Here is a 16,083-nt window from a genome sequence, read left to right as displayed (position 1 = left end):
CTTCCTAACGGAGGCATGGCATGGCGCAGGCGGACGTTCTCGTGCTCGGTGCCGGCATGGTGGGGGTCTCCACCGCGCTCCATCTCCGGCGGCGCGGCCTCTCTGTGGTGCTGATGGACCGGCGCGGGCCCGGCGAGGAGACGTCCTTCGGCAATGCCGGCGTCATTGAGGGCAGCGCGCTCTTTCCGGTGTCCTTCCCGCGCGACGTGGGCGTTCTCGTCCGCCATGCCCTGAAGCTGGCGCCCCAGAGCAATTATCGCCTTGGCGCGCTGCCCGGCCTCGTGCCCTGGCTGCTCGCCTACTTCCAGGCGTCCGGCGATGCGGGCCTTGCCGCCAGCGCGCGGGACCTGCGCCCCCTCATGGCCCGCGCCCGCGCGGAGCACCGCATCTTCGCCGATGCGGCGGGGGCGGACGGCCTCCTGAACCCCACGGGGTGGGTGAAGATCTATCGCTCCGAGGCGGACTACGCCTCCGCCGAGCCGGAGCGGCTCTTGGCGCGTGAGCTCAACGTGGCGTGCGAGGAGTTGGACCCCCAGGGCGTCCTGAAGCTGGAGCCGCATCTGCGGCCGGATTTCGTGCGCGGTTCCTTCTGGCCCGAATGCGACAATTGCAGCGATCCCGGTGGCCTGGTGAAGGCCTATGCGGACCTGTTCGTGCGGGAGGGCGGCATTCTGCTGAAGGGCGACGCCCGCAGCCTCAAGCGCACCGGGGGACGCTGGCGGGTGGATAGCGACGCGGGGCCGGTGAGCGGCGAGCGCGCCGTCCTGTGCCTCGGCCCCTGGAGCATGGATTTGTTCGGCCGATTCGGCCTCAAGCTGCCGTTCGCGGTGAAGCGCGGCTATCACGTCCATCTCGCCCCCGAGCCGGGCGTCACGCTCTCACGCGCGGTCGTGGACCGGGCGGGCGGCTTCTGCCTGCAATGGACGAAATACGGGGTGCGGGCCACCACGGGCATCGAGTTCGCCGGTCGGGACGACCCGCCGGACCGGCGGCAGGCGGATCTCGTCGTGCCGCTCGCCCGCCGCCTTCTCCCGCTGGGCGCGGTGCGCGAGAGCGAACCCTGGCTCGGCCGCCGCCCGGCCTTCCCGGATTCGAAGCCGGTGGTGGGCGCAGCGCCGAGGCAGCCGGGCCTGTTCCTCAATTTCGGCCACAGCCATTGGGGCTTCACCCTCGGCCCCGTCACCGGCCTGCTGCTGGCGCAGATGATGACGGGCGAGGCGCCGTTCACCGACCCGGCGCCCTATGCGGCAGGGCGGTTCGGTTAGGTGCCGGCGCCTTATCCTCAATCGGCAGTTGCAATAGTTCATGGATGCCGGCGGCCGTGCCCCCTCTCCCCGCGGGGGAGAGGGCTGGGGTGAGGGGGAGCCACCCTCTCAAATCCTGAAACGCCGGAACCCCCTCACCCGGCTGCTGCGCAGCCGACCTCTCCCCCTCGGGGAGAGGTGGAAACCCAATCCATCCGAGTGATTGGACGAATATTTCGGCAGAGCTTATCTGGTGAAATAAGCCTTCGGCTGCTCGCCGCTGCGCATATAGGCCCAGAAGGCCGCGACCCCGACGCCCTGCGCCAGAAGGCCCGGCATCAGGGCGGCAAGGCCCTCGACCGACAGGCCGTCGGGCGAGATGGCATCGCGGATGGCGAACTGGCAGAAGGCCGTGACCACCAGCCAGACCGCAAAGATGCCCGGGGCGACCAAGAGCGTCACTTTGCGCCGCATCACGGTGAGCACCACGAAGCTCACGGCCCAGATGAACAGCACAAGCTGGGGCACGAGGCCGAAGCGCAGCACCCGCGTCTGCACCGTGTCGCCGGACAGTGCATCGACGATGGCGGAGAAGGCCGCGTGCGGTCCCATCTGGGAGATCAGCGTGAAGGGCCCCGCCAGATGCACCGCCGTGATGCCGCAGGCGCACCAGAAGATGATGGCGAGCAGGCCCCGCAGCCCGGAATCGGCAGGGTCGCGGCGCCGGCGGGCGGGCAAAACGGGGGGCAAAGCGGGCATGGTCTGAAATCCTCAGGTGAAAAGGTCGCGCCAGGCGGGCTGCGCGTTCGGGACGGGAAGGGTTGTTGCGGCGTGGACCGCCCGCGCCACCGCCCGCGCCATCACATGGGCGGCGGCCGCGCCGAGCAGGGCTTCGGCCCTGAAGCCGCCCTCCAGCGGCGCGCGGCCGGTGGAGAGGGCGAACACGCAGTCGCCGTCGAGCGGGGTGTGGATCGGGAAAAGGGAGAGGGCGAGGCCGTCCTGCGCCATCACGGCCAGCCGCCGCGCCCGCGCGCCGGTGAGGATGGCATCGGTGGCGATGATCCCGATGGTGGTGCTGGTGCGGGGTGCCGCCCCCTTCATCTGTGGCGCGAAGGCTTCCTCCGGCCAGACGGGCGGCAGCCCAAGCCCGCCGAACTCGCCGTTCCGTTCGTAGGGCGCGGCGCGGAAATGGGGGCCGGCGCCGATCAGCGGCGAGCCCACCGCATTCACCGCCACCAGCGCCCCCACCACATGGCCGGAGGCGGTGACCATGGAGGCGGAGCCGAGCCCGCCTTTCACGCCGGCGCATTGGGCGCCGATGCCCGCGCCTACGGTGCCGAGCGGGAAGGGGCCATCATTGGCGGCGGCAGCGGCCGCATGGCCGAAGGCGCGATAAGGCGGTGCCTCGCCCCAGTCCTTGTCGCCCCCGTTCAGGAGATCGAACAGGATGGCGGCGGGGACGATGGGGACGCGCGCCCCCCCCACTGCAAAGCCGTGGCCCTGGGCGGCGAGCCAGCTCATCACGCCGCCCGCCGCATCGAGCCCGAAGGCGGAGCCGCCGGACAGCACCACCGCATTCACGAGGTCGACGCTTGCGGCGGGGTCGAGAAGATCGGTCTCCCGCGTGCCGGGTCCGCCGCCGCGTACATCCACCGCACCGACGGCCGGCGGATCGCACAGGACCACGCTCGTGCCCGAGCCGAGCTTGAGGTCGCCCGCATGGCCGACGCTGATGCCCGGCACGTCCGTGATGAGATTGTGGCGCACCATGATGTCCGCGCGTTGTTCCGAGCGCCTGTGTGCACGATGGAGAGCCCTGCGATCAATGGCCTCGTCCGCCCCGTCTTCACATAAGGGGGAGGGCGGGGCTGCCGGGCTTGCCGCGCGGCGCCGCTCAGGCCATGAAGCCGGCAATGGCCGACGTCACCCTTCCCGCCGCCTTCCTGGCCGGCCTCGCGAGCTTCCTGTCACCCTGCGTCCTGCCGCTGGTGCCGCCTTATCTGTGCTTCATCGGCGGCACCACGCTGGAGGACCTGTCCAATGCGCGCCCACTGGAGCGGGTGGCGGCGCGCACCTTTGCCGGCGCGCTCCTGTTTGTGGCCGGCTTCACCGTGGTGTTCGTGTCGCTGGGGGCAGGGGCCTCGGCCATCGGCGAGGTGCTGCGTGCCCATCTCGAGGCGCTGTCCATCATCGCCGGCATCGCCATCATCGTGATGGGGCTGAACTTTCTCGGCGTATTCCGCATCAACCTCTTGTCGCGCACGGCGCGCAAGGAAGTGGCGCCGCCCACGGGCATCTGGGGCGCCTTCGTCATGGGCCTCGCCTTCGCGTTCGGTTGGACGCCGTGCCTGGGGCCGGTTTTGGGCGCCATCCTGGCGGTGGCCGGATCGGAGGCGACGGTGACCAAGGGGGCGCTGCTGCTGGCGGTCTATTCGGCCGGGCTCGGCGTGCCGTTCCTCCTGGCGGCGCTGGCGGTGCGGCCGTTCCTGAACGGACTGCGGCACGCGCGGCGCTTCCTGCCTTTGATGGAGAAGGTGATGGGCGGGCTCCTGGTGCTCACCGGCATCGCCTTCATGTCCGGCTGGATCGCCAACGCCTCCTACTGGCTGCTGGAGACCTTCCCGGCGCTGTCGACCATCGGGTGAAGCCTGCGCCTTTTCACCCTCCCCCCTTGCGGGGGAGGGATGGGGAGGGGGGTATGTTTCCGCTTGTCCCGGCGATGTTGGTCTCGGTGGAGGCGGTTTCACCCCCCTCCCTGGCCCTCCCCCGCAAGGGGGGAGGGGATAGAAACACCTCACGTCAGCGGCAGGGCCACCGCCTTCTGGAAGGCCGGGCGCTTGCTGATGCGGTCGTACCAGGCGGAGAGATGCGGCAGGTTCGGGCGCTCGATGGACATCTCGAACCAGCCATAGGCGAAGCAGCCCAGCGGGATGTCCCCCATCCGGAACGTGTCGCCGGAGAGGTACGGGTGGTCGGCCAGCGCCCGGTCGACGCGCGAGAACAGGGTGCCGCAGGCGGCCTTGCCGTGCTCGACGGCAGCATTGTCCCGGTTCTGGGGGGCGATGCGCACCATGTTCCAGAACACGTCACGGAACGGGCCGGCGAGGCTGGAGGTGGGCCAGTCCATCCATTTGTCGCCCATGGCGCGCTCCGCCGGGTCGTCGGCCCACAGGGTGCCCGCCCCATGCTTGGCGGCGAGGTAGCGCACGATGGCGTTGGATTCCCACACCACCACGTCGCCGTCCTTGATGAGGGGCACGAGACCGTTGGGGTTCATGGCACGGTAGGCGTCGTCATTGACCAGGCCGAAGGCGCCGCCGGCGTCGGTGCGCTCGTAGGGAATCCCGAGCTCCTCCACCGCCCACATCACCTTTTTCACATTCACCGAATTGGTGCGTCCCCAAATCTTGAGCATGTTGTTGTCCCTCCAAATACAAAGCCCGCGCCGAGGCGCGGGCTTCATAACACGTCGGCGCGGCGCTCAGATCTCGTTGTAGGCGCCGTCCTTCCAGACATAGACCACATAGTCCTTCTTGGTGATGTCGCCCTTCTTGTCGAAGGAGAGCGGCCCAAGAACCGTCTGGAAGGTGGCGCCCGAGTGCATGTACTCGGCCAGCTTCTTCGGGTCGGTGGACTTGGTGGCTTCCATGGCCTGCTTCATCACCTGAACGGCGGCGTAGGAATAAAGGACGTAGCCTTCGGGATCGACGCCCTTGGCCTTGAACTTCTCCACCACGTCCTTGGCGGCGGGGTTGCGGCGCGGGTCGGGGCCGAAGGTCATGAGCGTGCCGGCGGCGCCGGGGCCGGCAATGGTCCAGAACTCCTTGTCGGTGATGCCGTCGCCGGAGAACAGGATGCTCTGGAGGCCCTGGTCGCGCATCTGGCGCACGATGAGGCCGGCTTCAGGGTGCAGGCCGCCATAATAGACGAGGTCGACGCCCGCCGCCTTCAGCTTGGAGACGAGGGCGGAATAGTCCTTGTCGCCGGGATTGATGCCCTCGTAGATGACTTCCTTCACGCCGCCCTGGTTCATGGCCTTCTGGGTCTCGTCCGCAAGGCCCTTCCCGTAGGGGGTCTTGTCATGGACGATGGCGACCTTCTTGCCCTTGAAGTTCTTGGCGATGTAGTCGCCCGCCACCGCGCCCTGCTGGTCGTCGCGACCGCAGGTGCGGAACGTGTTCCACATCTTGCGCTCGGTGAAGGTGGGGTTGGTGGAGGCGGGGCTGATCTGGAGGACGCCGGCTTCCTCATAGTCGATGGAGGTCGGGATCGAGACGCCGGAGTTGAAGTGCCCGACCACGTATTTCACGCCGTCGGAGATGAACTTGTTGGCCGCCGCCTTGCCCTGCTCGGGCTTGGAGGCATCGTCGCCCACGAACAGCTCGACCTTCTGGCCGTTAATGCCGCCGGCGGCATTGATGTCCGCGACCGCCTGTTCCGCGCCGGTCTTGAGCTGCGCGCCGAAAGCCGCATTGTTGCCCGTCATGGGGCCGCCCACGCCCATCTTCAGGGTGGCCTGGGCGTTCGCCCCCGCCGTCAAGGCAAGGCTGGCGCTCAGCGCAAGGCCCGCCAGTAAGAGCTTTTTCATCCGGTTCTCCTCTGTCTGCCCGGGCGGGTCTGTTCTGTCCGCCCTACCCGGTGAAGGTGTGTCCTGGCCACATTCTGCCTGTTTTCAGGACCCTGTCGATGGCCGCCGCATCAATGCGGCGTGCCTTCCCCAGCATCGCCGCGGCTGCGCCAGGAGAGCGGGCCGGCCGGCTCGAACAGCCAGTCGTAGCGCTGCGTCATCTGCTGCTTGCGCACGGAGCGGAATCCGAGGCTCGCGATGGAAAAAAGTAGAACGAGTTCAAGCAGATAATAGTCGTAGGCACCGAGGGTGCCGTGGAACAGGGCGAAGTGGCAGAAGCGCACCGCCGCGGTGAGTAGCGCGGAATAGACCAGCACCTGCCAATAGGAGCTCCAGCCCTTCGCCACGGCGCGCCCGGTGAGCCAGGCGGCGCCGCCGCCGAGGAACAGGGTGACCAGCATGAAATCGCCGGTGGAGACCTCCACCACCGATTTCGGATGGACGATGAACAGCACCAGGATGGCGAGGAGCGCCAGCGCCGGGAACACCACCAGGGGCGCGGACATGCGGCCGGGATTGGACGGGGCGGCCATGGTCACGCGCCCCCTTCCAGATAGGCGGACTTCACCTCGGAGCTTTCCAGAAGCGCGCGCCCGGTGCCGGCCATGGTGATGGCGCCATTCACCAGCACGTAGCCGCGATGGGCGAGCTTCAGCGCGTGATAGGCGTTCTGCTCCACCAGGAACACGGTCAGTCCCTCGGTGGCGTTGAGGTCGCGGATCACGTCGAAGATCTGGCGCACCACCAGGGGGGCGAGGCCGAGGGAGGGCTCGTCCAGCAGCAGGAGGCGCGGCCGGCTCATGAGGGCACGGGCGATGGCCAGCATCTGCTGCTCGCCGCCGGAAAGGGTGCCGCCGCGCTGGTGCAGGCGCTCCTTCAGGCGCGGGAACAGGTCGAACATGCGCTCCAGGTCTTCGGCGAAATGGGCGTAGCCGTCCATGGCAGCGCCCATCTGCAGATTCTCGAACACGCTCATGCGCGGGAAGATGCGCCGGCCCTCGGGGGACTGGGCGATCTTGAGGCGCATGATGTCGTGGGTCGGCATCTGCGTGATGTCCTGCCCCTCGAAGGAGATCCGCCCCTCGCTGGCGCGCGGCGCGCCGCAGATGGTCATCATCAGCGTGGACTTGCCGGCCCCGTTGGCGCCGATGAGGGTGACGATCTCGCCTTCGTTCACGTCGAGGTCGACGCCGTGCAAAGCGATGATCTTGCCGTACTGGGTCTTCACGCCTTCGACGCGGAGCATGGGTTGGCTCATACGCCGACCTCCGCTTCAACCGCCATCACCGCTTCCTCGTCCACGCCCAGATAGGCGGCGATGACGCGCGGGTCGGTGCGCACCTCCTCCGGCGTGCCGTCGGCGATCTTGCGGCCGTATTCCAGCACGATGACGTGGTCGGAAATACCCATCACCACCGACATGTCGTGCTCGATGAGGAGGACCGACGTGGAGAAGTCCTTGCGGATGGAGAGAAGCAATTCGTTGAGCGCATGGGATTCGCGGGGATTGAGCCCGGCGGCCGGCTCGTCCAGGCAGAGCAGCACCGGCTGGGCGCACATGGCGCGGGCGATCTCCAGCCGCCGCTGGTCGCCATAGGGCAGGTCGCCTGCGGGATCATCGGCGCGGTCGATGAGGTGGATGCGCTCCAGCCACGACACCGCCCGCTCCACCGCCGCCTTCTCGCGGCGCCGCCAGCTCGGCAGGTTGAATAGAGCAGAAGGGGAGAGGAGCCCGGTCTCGGTGAGGCCCATATGCTGGGCCACCAGGAGGTTTTCCAGCACGGTCATGCCCGAGAACAGGCGGATGTTCTGGAAGGTGCGGGCGACCTTGGCCGCGGAGGCCACCTTGTGGTCCGGCAGGCGCTCCAGAAGGAACAGGCCGCCGGCGGCCGTGCGCGCGGAGGCGCGGCCCACGCGGGTCAGGTCGTCCAGCTCCGCGTGGGTCGGCGCGCCGCCATGGGAGAGCGCGAGGCGCCCCACGGTCGGCTTGTAGAAGCCGGTGATGCAGTTGAAGACCGTGGTCTTGCCCGCGCCATTGGGGCCGATGACCGCCGTCACCTCCCCGCGCCCGACATGGAAGGAAACGTCGCCCACGGCGACGAGGCCGCCGAAACGCATGCTCAGCCGGTCGACGGCAAGGATAGGATCACGTTCCCAGGACCTCATCCATGGCCCTCCCGGACCAGGTCTCCGGACACCTTCTTTCGCTCCTTCAGGAATATGGTGGCGAGCCGGCCGGATACGAGGCCCCGCGGCCGCCACGCCATCACCGCCACCATGGCGAAGCCGAAGATGAGCATGCGGTAGAGGCTCGGGTCGAAATCCGGGCCGAGCAGCCAGGGCTGCTTCAGGAAGGTGAGGTTGCGCAGCATCTCCATGCCGCCGATGAGCAATACCGCCGATGCCGCGACCCCAATCTGCGAGCCCATGCCGCCCAACACCACGATGGCGAGGATGACCGCCGATTCCATGAAGGTGAAGGATTCGGGCGAGACGAAGCGGATGCGCACCGCGAAGAAGGCGCCCGCGAAGCCGCCGAACATGGCGCCGATGGCGAAGGCGGTGAGCTTGGTCAGTGTCGTGTTGATGCCAAGCGAGCGGCAGGCGATCTCGTCCTCGCGCAATGCCTCCCAGGCGCGCCCCACCGGCATGCGGCGCAGGCGGATGGTGACGAGCGCCGTGATCCCGGCGAGGGCGAGGATGACGAAATAGAGGAAGATGTTGCGGTGCATGGTGTCGAAGGTGAGCCCGAACAGGCTCGCAAAGCCGCCATCCCCGCTGGTGAAGGGCACGCCGAAGAAGGTGATGGCCGGGATGGAGGAGATGCCCGCGCCGCCATTCGTCAGGTCCACCCAGTTGATGAGGACGAGGCGGATGATCTCGCCGAACGCGAGGGTGACGATGGCGAGATAGTCGCCCCTGAGCCGCAGCACGGGAAAGCCGAGGATCACGCCCCAGAGCCCCGCGATCAGCCCGGAGACCGGCAGGCAGACCCAGAAGCTCCACATCCTCCAGAAATCCGCGCCGAGGGTCCCGGCCAGGAAGTCGGAGATGGGCACGGAGGTGGAGAGGAGGGCGAAGGTGTAGGCGCCCATGGCGTAGAAGGCGACATAACCGAGGTCGAGGAGCCCGGCGAGGCCGACCACGATGTTGAGGCCCCAGCCGAGCATCACATAAGTGAGGATGTAGATGCCGAGGTCGATCCAGTAGCGGCTCGGCGCGAGCCCCCCGCTGCCGAGCACGGCGATTACCGGATAGAGGATGAGAACGGCGAAGAAGGCCGGCTTGAGCACGGAGCCCGCCGCCTCCGTGAGGCCAGCGACTGCCGGGGAGGCCGGCCCGCGCTTCTTCACCCGGCCGGGACGCCAGATGGTGAGGTGCAGCACCAGCCGCAGCACGCCGACGATGAGTGCGAACATGGCCACAAGGCCGAAGCGATAGGTGAGGATCAACGGCCCGGCGGAGGTTTCCGTCGCCCGCATGCCCACCAGCGGCACCAGCAGCAGCGCTGTGATGGCGGCGCTGATCACCGCATCCTTCAGGGCCGGCGCGAGCGAACCGGCCGGCGAAGCCGCCCCGGGGGCCGGAGCCATCACACCTTCTCCACTTCGGGCCGGCCCAAGAGGCCCTGCGGCATGAAGACGAGGGTGATGGCGAGGATGGAGAAGGCCGCCACGTCCTTGTATTCGATGGAGAAATAGGCGGACCAGAAGGTCTCGATGAGGCCGATGAGCAGCCCGCCCAGCACGGCGCCGGGCAGCGAGCCGATCCCGCCCAGGACCGCCGCCGTGAACGCCTTCACGCCCGGCACAAAGCCGTCGGCGAAATTCACCACGCCGTAATAGGTGAGGTACATGACGCCGGCCACCGCCGCGAGCGCCGCGCCGATGACGAAGGTGAGCGAGATGGTGCGGTCCACGTCCACGCCCAGGAGCGCGGCCATCTTCCGGTCCTGCTCACAGGCGCGCTGGGCACGGCCGAGCGGGGTCTTCTGCACCAGCCACCAGAAGGCGAAGAGCAGCACGGCGGTGACCACCATGATGAGGATCTGCTTATAGGCAAGCGTCACCTGATAGCTGCCGCTGTCCCAGACCACGAGCACGTCCGGCAGGATGGGCGGGAGCGCCTTGTTGCGCGGGCCCTGGGCCACCTGCACGAAATTGGAGAGCAGGATGGACATGCCGATGGCGGAGATCATGGGCGCGAGGCGGAACGAGCCGCGCAAGGGCCTGTAGGCCACCCGCTCGATGGCCCAGCTTACGAGGCCGGTGAACGCCATGGCCACCACCAGCACAATGGCGAGCACTAGGAAGATGGAGGTGATGCCCAGCACGGTGGTGAGCAGCAGGAAGAAGATGAAGGCGGTGAAGGTGCCCACCATGAACACGTCGCCGTGGGCGAAGTTCACCATGCCGATGATGCCGAACACCATCGTATAGCCGATGGCGATGAGGCCGTAGATGGAGCCGAGAGTCAGGCCGTTGATAAGCTGCTGGAGGAAAATATCCATGCGGCCTGAAACCCCTCTGTCTGGTAGCGCCTATTGCTTGACCGTGCCTCATGAATGGGCGACGCCTATGATCGAGTCATAGCGCGGGCCGGCACGGGTGACAAATGGATGTCACTGCTGCTTTGGACGAAGGCGCGGGGTTTCACGCACCTCCGTCATGGCGCAGGATGCCGCGCGATTTTGAGGAGAACAGGCATGGCCCTGGAGATGACCGGTTCGTACGAGTTGCCCGTGCCCCGCGAGAAGGTGTGGGCGGCGCTCAACGATCCCGAAATGCTGAAGCGCTGCATTCCCGGCTGCGAGGAACTGGAGCTTGTGGGGGAGAATGAGCTGAAGGCCGTGGTGGTGACGAAGGTCGGCCCCGTGAAGGCGAAGTTCAAGGGCAAGGTCACCCTTCAGGATCTCGAGCCGCCCGCCAGCTATCGCATCGTGGGTGAAGGCGATGGCGGCATTGCCGGCTTTGCCAAGGGCGGCGCGAAGGTGGACCTCGCCGAGACCGAGACCGGCACCACGCTGACCTACACGGCCGAGGCCCAGATCGGCGGCAAGCTCGCCCAGCTCGGCCAGCGCCTCGTCGCGGGGACCGCGAAGAAGACCGCGGACGAGTTCTTCCAGAATTTTGCCAATGCGATGACCGAGACGGCGGGCTGAGTCTCCTCACCATGCCGGCCATGCCCGGGCCATGACGGGCACGAGAGGCCTCTCCTTCGGCGTCATCCCCGGACTTGATCCGGGGATCTCTTGGAAATTCTGGCGCGATCGTTCCGACGGAGATGCCCGGGTCGAGCCCGGGCATGACGGCCCTCGTGAATTGTGCGGGTATCCGACACACCTCCTCAGGCGAAAGACGCACACGCCTGTGCCTTGACCGGGCCTCGACAGCGGCGCCACACTGGAACCGATAAAATGAAAATCAGGCGGCTGGCCCCGAGTGGCGCCAAGCCGTCGGTTTCGCGTGCCCCGTCGCCCGAAGGGAGGTCGCGTATGACGCAGATTTCAATGACCGTGAACGGCAAATCCGTTTCCGCCGATGTCGAGCCGAGAACGCTGCTGGTCCAGTTTCTCCGCGAAAAACTGCTCCTCACCGGCACCCATGTGGGCTGCGACACCAGCCAGTGCGGCGCCTGCGTCGTCCATGTGGATGGCGAAGCGGTGAAGTCCTGCACCATGCTCGCGGTGCAGGCAGACGGCGCTTCCGTGCTCACCATCGAGGGGCTCGCGCAGGGTGGCCGGCTCCACCCCATGCAGGAAGCCTTCCGCGAGCATCACGGGCTGCAATGCGGCTTCTGCACGCCCGGCATGATCATGACGGCGGTGGACCTTGCCGCCCGTCTGGGGCCGGAGCTCGACGAGAAGACCATCCGCGAGAATCTCGACGGAAATCTCTGCCGCTGTACCGGCTATCATAACATCGTGAAGGCGGTCGCCGCCGGCGCCCATGCCATGGGCGCGCAGCCCGTCAAGGCGGCGGCGGAATAGCTCCGCCGCATCTCCCGACAAAAAGACTTCTCGTCCTTCAGGGAGGACACGATGACCGCCAGCAACGTCACCCCCATCGGCGCCGCCGTCCGGCGCAAGGAAGACCACCGCTTCATCACCGGCAAGGGCCGCTACACCGACGACCTCTCCCGCCCCGGACAGGCCCAGGCCTATTTCCTGCGCTCGCCTTATGCCCACGCGAAGATCCGGTCCATCGACACCGGGGCGGCCGAGGCCATGCCCGGCGTGGTGGCGGTGCTCACGGGCAAGGATCTCGCAGAGGACGGCATTGGCGGCCTCATCTGCGGCTGGATGATCCATTCCAAGGACGGCTCGCCCATGAAGGCGGGCGCCCATCCCGCGCTGGCCTTGGATACGGTGCGCTATGTGGGTGACCACGTGGCGGTGGTGATCGCCGAGACCCTGAACCAGGCGAAGGACGCAGCTGCTGCGATGGAGGTGGACTACGAGGTGCTGCCCGCCGTCTCCGACCTCGCCCAGGCGCAGGCTCAAGGTGCGGCGCAGCTCCACGAGGTGGCGCCGCGCAATACGGTGTTCGAGTGGGAGCTGGGCGACAAGGCGGCCACAGAGGCGGCCTTCACCCGCGCCGCGCACGTGACGCAGATCGACATCGTCAACAACCGCCTCGCGCCGAATCCCATGGAGCCGCGCGCGGCCATCGGCGACTACGATGCGGGCGATGACAGCTTCACCCTCTGGACCACCAGCCAGAACCCGCACGTGGCCCGGCTCGTCCTGTCCGCTTTCGTCGGCCTCGCGCCGGAGCACAAGCTCCGGGTGATCGCGCCTGACGTGGGCGGCGGCTTCGGCTCCAAGATCTTCATCTATGCGGAGGAGACGGTCTGCGCGTGGGCCTCCAAGCGCGTGGGGCGGCCGGTGAAATGGACCTGCGAGCGGGGCGAAGCCTTCCTCTGCGATGCCCATGGCCGCGACCACATCACCCACGGCCAGCTTGCCTTGGACAAGGACGGGAAGATCCTCGGTTTCCGGGTGAAGACGGCGGCCAATATGGGGGCCTATCTCTCCACCTTTGCCTCATGCGTGCCGACTTATCTCTATGCGACCCTGCTGTCGGGCCAGTACGACATCCCGGCCATCTATTGCGAGGTGGATGCGGTCTACACCAACACTTCCCCCGTGGATGCCTATCGCGGCGCCGGGCGGCCGGAAGCCACCTTCCTGGTGGAGCGTATCGTCGACAAGGCGGCGCGGGAAATGGGCATCGACCCCGCCGAGATGCGCCGGCGCAATTTAATCGGCGCCTTCCCGCACCAGACGCCCGTCATCATGAATTACGATGCCGGCGATTACGGCGCCTCCCTCGATAAGGCGCTGGAGATCGCCGACTATAAGGGCTTCCCCGCCCGCAAGGCGGAGGCCGAGCGGCGCGGCAAGCTGCGGGGCATCGGCCTTTCCGCCTATATCGAAGCCTGCGGCATCGCCCCGTCCGCGGCGGTGGGCTCGCTGGGCGCGGGCGTCGGCCTCTGGGAGAGCGCCGAGGTGCGGGTGAACCCTACCGGAAACGTGGAGGTGCTCACCGGCTCCCACAGCCACGGTCAGGGCCACGAGACCACCTTCGCCCAGCTCGTCTCCGCCCGGCTCGGCATCCCTATCGAGCAGGTCAATGTGATCCATGGCGACACCGATAAGGTGCAGTTCGGCATGGGCACTTATGGCTCGCGCTCTGGGGCGGTGGGCATGTCCGCCATCGTGAAGGCGCTGGACAAGGTGGAGGCCAAGGCGAAGAAGATCGCCGCCCACGTGCTGGAGGCCAGCGAAGGCGATATCGAGTTCAAGGACGGCCGCTTCACGGTCGCCGGCACCGACCGGGGCCTCGCCTTCGCGGAAGTGGCGCTCAACGCCTATGTCGCCCACAAATTCCCGACCTCGGAGATCGAGCCGGGGCTGAAGGAGGGGGCGTTCTACGACCCCACCAACTTCACCTTTCCCGCCGGCTGCCACATTTGCGAGCTGGAAGTGGACCCGGAGACCGGCGTCACCGAGATCGTCAACTGGACGGCGGTGGACGATTTCGGCACCGTCATCAATCCCATGATCGTGGAGGGGCAGGTGCATGGCGGCATCGCCCAAGGGGTCGGGCAGGCGCTCATGGAGCACGTCGCCTACGACACTGACGGCCAGCTCGTGACCGGCTCCTACATGGACTACCAGATGCCGCGCGCAGAGGACCTGCCGGCCTTCAAGGTGGGCATGACCGAGACGCGCAGCCCCTCCAACCCACTGGGCATGAAGGGCTGCGGAGAGGCGGGGGCCATCGCTTCGCCGCCGGCGGTCATCAACGCGCTCACCGATGCGCTGGGCACGCAGGACATTTCCATGCCGGCGACGCCGGCCAAGGTCTGGGCCATCGCACAGGCGCGTCTCGCGCGCCGCGCCGCGGAATAAGGGGAGACATCCCATGTATGCCTTCGATTATCAGCGTCCTTCCGCCATCGACGAGGCGGTCTCGCTCCTGCGCTCCCTGGAGGAGCCCAAGCTCCTGGCCGGCGGCCAGACGCTTCTGCCCACGCTGAAGCAGCGCCTCGCCCAGCCGGGCACTTTGGTGGACCTCTCCCGCATTCCAGGCCTTGCCGCCATCGAGCGGGCGGGGGAGGGGGTGAAGATCGGCGCCATGGCGCGGCACGCAAGCGTCGCGACCTCGGAGGTGGTTCGCGCCCTGATTCCCGCTTTGGCGGATCTCGCCGCCATGATCGGCGATCCGGCGGTGCGGAACCGGGGCACCATTGGCGGGTCGCTCGCCAATAACGACCCCACGGCCGATTATCCGGCCGCCGCCCTCGCGCTAGGCGCGACCATCGTCACCAATGCCCGGCGCATCGCGGCCGAGGATTTCTTCACCGGCCTGTTCGAGACGGCTTTGGGTGAGGACGAGGTGATCCTGGGCGTGGAATTTCCCAAGCCCGAGCGCGCCGCCTATCGCAAGTTCCGCAACCCCGCCTCGCGCTATGCCATGGCCGGCGTGTTTGTCGCCCGGACGGTGGGCGGCGTTCGTGTGGCGGTGACGGGCGTCGGGCAGGAAGGTGTCTTCCGCTGGAGCGCGGCGGAGGCGGCGCTGGCCTCCTCCTTCACGCCGGCTGCGCTCGACGGCGTGGCCCTTGATGAGGGCAACCTCATGAGCGACCTGCATAGCAATGCGGCCTACCGGGCGCAGCTCGCCAAGGTGATGGCGAAGCGGGCGGTGGAAGCGGCGGCGGGGTAGGGTCTCGGCTCTCACCATCGTCATGCCCGGGCTTGTCCCGGGCATTTCCAAGGATTGGGGCGCCGATGCTCGTCCTGGACAAGAGAACGCGTAGCGCGAACGCCGATCCGGGACCCAGCGCAAAGCTTCGGCGAAGCCGGCAACCCGCGATCAGCGCCCTTGCGCCATCGCCGCGTGGCGGCGCCGGCGGGGTGAAGCGCCTTCGGCGGTCTTTTGCGCTGGGTCCCGGATCTACGCTCCGGCTGCGCCGTCGCTTGTCCAGGACAAGAGAAAGCGGCTTGGAACCGCCACCCCTCACGCCTCCGGCGTCGGCCCTTCCAGCGGCACCACGGGGGCGTTCTTCGCCTGTTTCAGCGTCAGCGCCGTGCGCACGTTGCGCACGTTCGGCGTGGCGGTGATTTCCAGCACGAAGGTCTGGAAGGTCCGCAGGTCCGGCGCCACGCACAGCATCAGATAGTCCACATCGCCCGAGAGCATCCACGCGCTGCGTACCAGCGGCCAGCGGTCGATGCGCTCCTGGAAGGCGGAAAGGTCCGCTTCCGCCTGGCTGATGAGATGCACCATGGCAAAACCCATGAGGTCGTAGCCAAGCCGCTTCTCATCCAGCAGCGCCCGGTAGCCCTGGATGAAGCCCTGCTCCTCCAGGTTCCGCACCCGCCGCAGGCAGGGCGGTGCCGAGATGCCGACGCGGCGGGAGAGCTCCACATTGGTCATCCGCCCGTCGCGCTGGAGCTCGGTGAGGATTTTCCAGTCCACGGCGTCGAGATGAACGGGCAAGGGAATCTCCGAAAGGCGCGCGAGCGCACCTTAGTGGAGCGTGTGGACGGCGCAACGAAATATTATTTCGCACAGGATTGGGGATTGCCGCACCGGAAGCCGTTCCGAGGCCCGCGCTGCCTTGTGACACGGGGCGCCAGTCCCTACATTGGCGCATGGCTCGCTACGGTAGGCGTATGAATTCTGCTTCCGTCCCATGCGCGCC

The 16,083-nt window shown here is 67.5% G+C and carries 16 protein-coding genes; 6 read left to right on the top strand and 10 right to left on the bottom strand.

Going from position 1 to position 16,083, the window contains the following annotated elements; translation table 11 throughout:
* Positions 1 to 20: 20 nt before the first annotated feature.
* A complete protein-coding gene (locus tag ABLE91_RS16015) occupies positions 21 to 1,265 on the top strand; it encodes an NAD(P)/FAD-dependent oxidoreductase (RefSeq protein WP_348932222.1) in 1,245 nt (414 codons plus the stop codon).
* Between the two features lie 225 nt (positions 1,266 to 1,490).
* On the opposite strand, the gene ABLE91_RS16010 is transcribed toward ABLE91_RS16015, so the two are convergent.
* Both ABLE91_RS16010 and ABLE91_RS16005 read right to left on the bottom strand, forming a co-directional pair.
* Complete coding sequence (locus ABLE91_RS16010; protein WP_348932220.1) at positions 1,491 to 2,003, bottom strand: hypothetical protein; 513 nt, start codon at positions 2,001 to 2,003, stop codon at positions 1,491 to 1,493.
* Between the two features lie 12 nt (positions 2,004 to 2,015).
* Entirely contained in the window at positions 2,016 to 3,014 is a 999-nt protein-coding gene (locus tag ABLE91_RS16005; RefSeq protein ID WP_348932219.1) for a P1 family peptidase, read from the bottom strand.
* Positions 3,015 to 3,157: 143 nt separating this feature from the next.
* Here ABLE91_RS16005 and ABLE91_RS16000 point away from each other — a divergent pair, with 143 nt between their 5' ends.
* Positions 3,158 to 3,889, top strand: a complete 732-nt coding sequence (locus ABLE91_RS16000; protein ID WP_348932217.1) for a cytochrome c biogenesis CcdA family protein — start codon at positions 3,158 to 3,160, stop codon at positions 3,887 to 3,889.
* Between the two features lie 149 nt (positions 3,890 to 4,038).
* Here ABLE91_RS16000 and ABLE91_RS15995 read toward each other — a convergent pair whose 3' ends face one another.
* From ABLE91_RS15995 to ABLE91_RS15965, 7 genes are all read right to left on the bottom strand, one after another.
* Positions 4,039 to 4,659: a glutathione S-transferase family protein gene (locus ABLE91_RS15995; protein ID WP_348932216.1), complete on the bottom strand. Its 621-nt coding sequence runs from the start codon at positions 4,657 to 4,659 to the stop codon at positions 4,039 to 4,041.
* 66 nt (positions 4,660 to 4,725) lie between these two features.
* On the bottom strand, positions 4,726 to 5,832 hold the full coding sequence (locus ABLE91_RS15990) for a branched-chain amino acid ABC transporter substrate-binding protein (protein ID WP_348932214.1): 1,107 nt from the start codon (positions 5,830 to 5,832) through the stop codon (positions 4,726 to 4,728).
* Positions 5,833 to 5,942: 110 nt separating this feature from the next.
* Positions 5,943 to 6,404, bottom strand: coding sequence for a DUF6867 family protein (locus ABLE91_RS15985; protein WP_348932987.1), 462 nt, complete (start codon positions 6,402 to 6,404; stop codon positions 5,943 to 5,945).
* Between the two features lie 2 nt (positions 6,405 to 6,406).
* Positions 6,407 to 7,117: an ABC transporter ATP-binding protein gene (locus tag ABLE91_RS15980; RefSeq protein WP_510181957.1), complete on the bottom strand. Its 711-nt coding sequence runs from the start codon at positions 7,115 to 7,117 to the stop codon at positions 6,407 to 6,409.
* 8 nt (positions 7,118 to 7,125) lie between these two features.
* Positions 7,126 to 8,037: an ABC transporter ATP-binding protein gene (locus tag ABLE91_RS15975; RefSeq protein WP_348932210.1), complete on the bottom strand. Its 912-nt coding sequence runs from the start codon at positions 8,035 to 8,037 to the stop codon at positions 7,126 to 7,128.
* On the bottom strand, positions 8,034 to 9,464 hold the full coding sequence (gene livM, locus ABLE91_RS15970) for a high-affinity branched-chain amino acid ABC transporter permease LivM (RefSeq protein ID WP_348932208.1): 1,431 nt from the start codon (positions 9,462 to 9,464) through the stop codon (positions 8,034 to 8,036). The genes ABLE91_RS15975 and livM overlap by 4 nt, the downstream gene beginning before the upstream one ends.
* The gene (locus tag ABLE91_RS15965) at positions 9,464 to 10,381 is read right to left on the bottom strand and encodes an ABC transporter permease subunit (RefSeq protein ID WP_348932206.1); all 918 of its coding nucleotides are present in this window, start codon (positions 10,379 to 10,381) and stop codon (positions 9,464 to 9,466) included. The genes livM and ABLE91_RS15965 overlap by 1 nt, the downstream gene beginning before the upstream one ends.
* Before the next feature lie 195 nt (positions 10,382 to 10,576).
* Between ABLE91_RS15965 and ABLE91_RS15960 the strand changes: the two genes are divergently transcribed.
* The 4 genes from ABLE91_RS15960 (at position 10,577) to ABLE91_RS15945 (ending at position 15,101) form a co-directional block, all read left to right on the top strand.
* Entirely contained in the window at positions 10,577 to 11,032 is a 456-nt protein-coding gene (locus tag ABLE91_RS15960; protein WP_348932203.1) for an SRPBCC family protein, read from the top strand.
* Positions 11,033 to 11,365: 333 nt separating this feature from the next.
* A complete protein-coding gene (locus ABLE91_RS15955) occupies positions 11,366 to 11,860 on the top strand; it encodes a (2Fe-2S)-binding protein (protein ID WP_348932202.1) in 495 nt (164 codons plus the stop codon).
* Between the two features lie 51 nt (positions 11,861 to 11,911).
* On the top strand, positions 11,912 to 14,287 hold the full coding sequence (locus ABLE91_RS15950) for a xanthine dehydrogenase family protein molybdopterin-binding subunit (protein WP_348932200.1): 2,376 nt from the start codon (positions 11,912 to 11,914) through the stop codon (positions 14,285 to 14,287).
* A gap of 13 nt (positions 14,288 to 14,300) precedes the next feature.
* Entirely contained in the window at positions 14,301 to 15,101 is an 801-nt protein-coding gene (locus tag ABLE91_RS15945; protein WP_348932198.1) for an FAD binding domain-containing protein, read from the top strand.
* A 294-nt stretch (positions 15,102 to 15,395) separates the two neighbouring features.
* Here ABLE91_RS15945 and ABLE91_RS15940 read toward each other — a convergent pair whose 3' ends face one another.
* The gene (locus ABLE91_RS15940) at positions 15,396 to 15,878 is read right to left on the bottom strand and encodes an Lrp/AsnC family transcriptional regulator (protein ID WP_348932197.1); all 483 of its coding nucleotides are present in this window, start codon (positions 15,876 to 15,878) and stop codon (positions 15,396 to 15,398) included.
* Positions 15,879 to 16,083 lie beyond the last annotated feature (205 nt).

The sequence above is a fragment of the Aquabacter albus genome (assembly GCF_040049275.1).
Classification (GTDB): domain Bacteria; phylum Pseudomonadota; class Alphaproteobacteria; order Rhizobiales; family Xanthobacteraceae; genus Aquabacter.
Note: the sequence above shows the minus strand (reverse complement) of the source record. Positions and strands in the feature narration are given on the sequence as shown.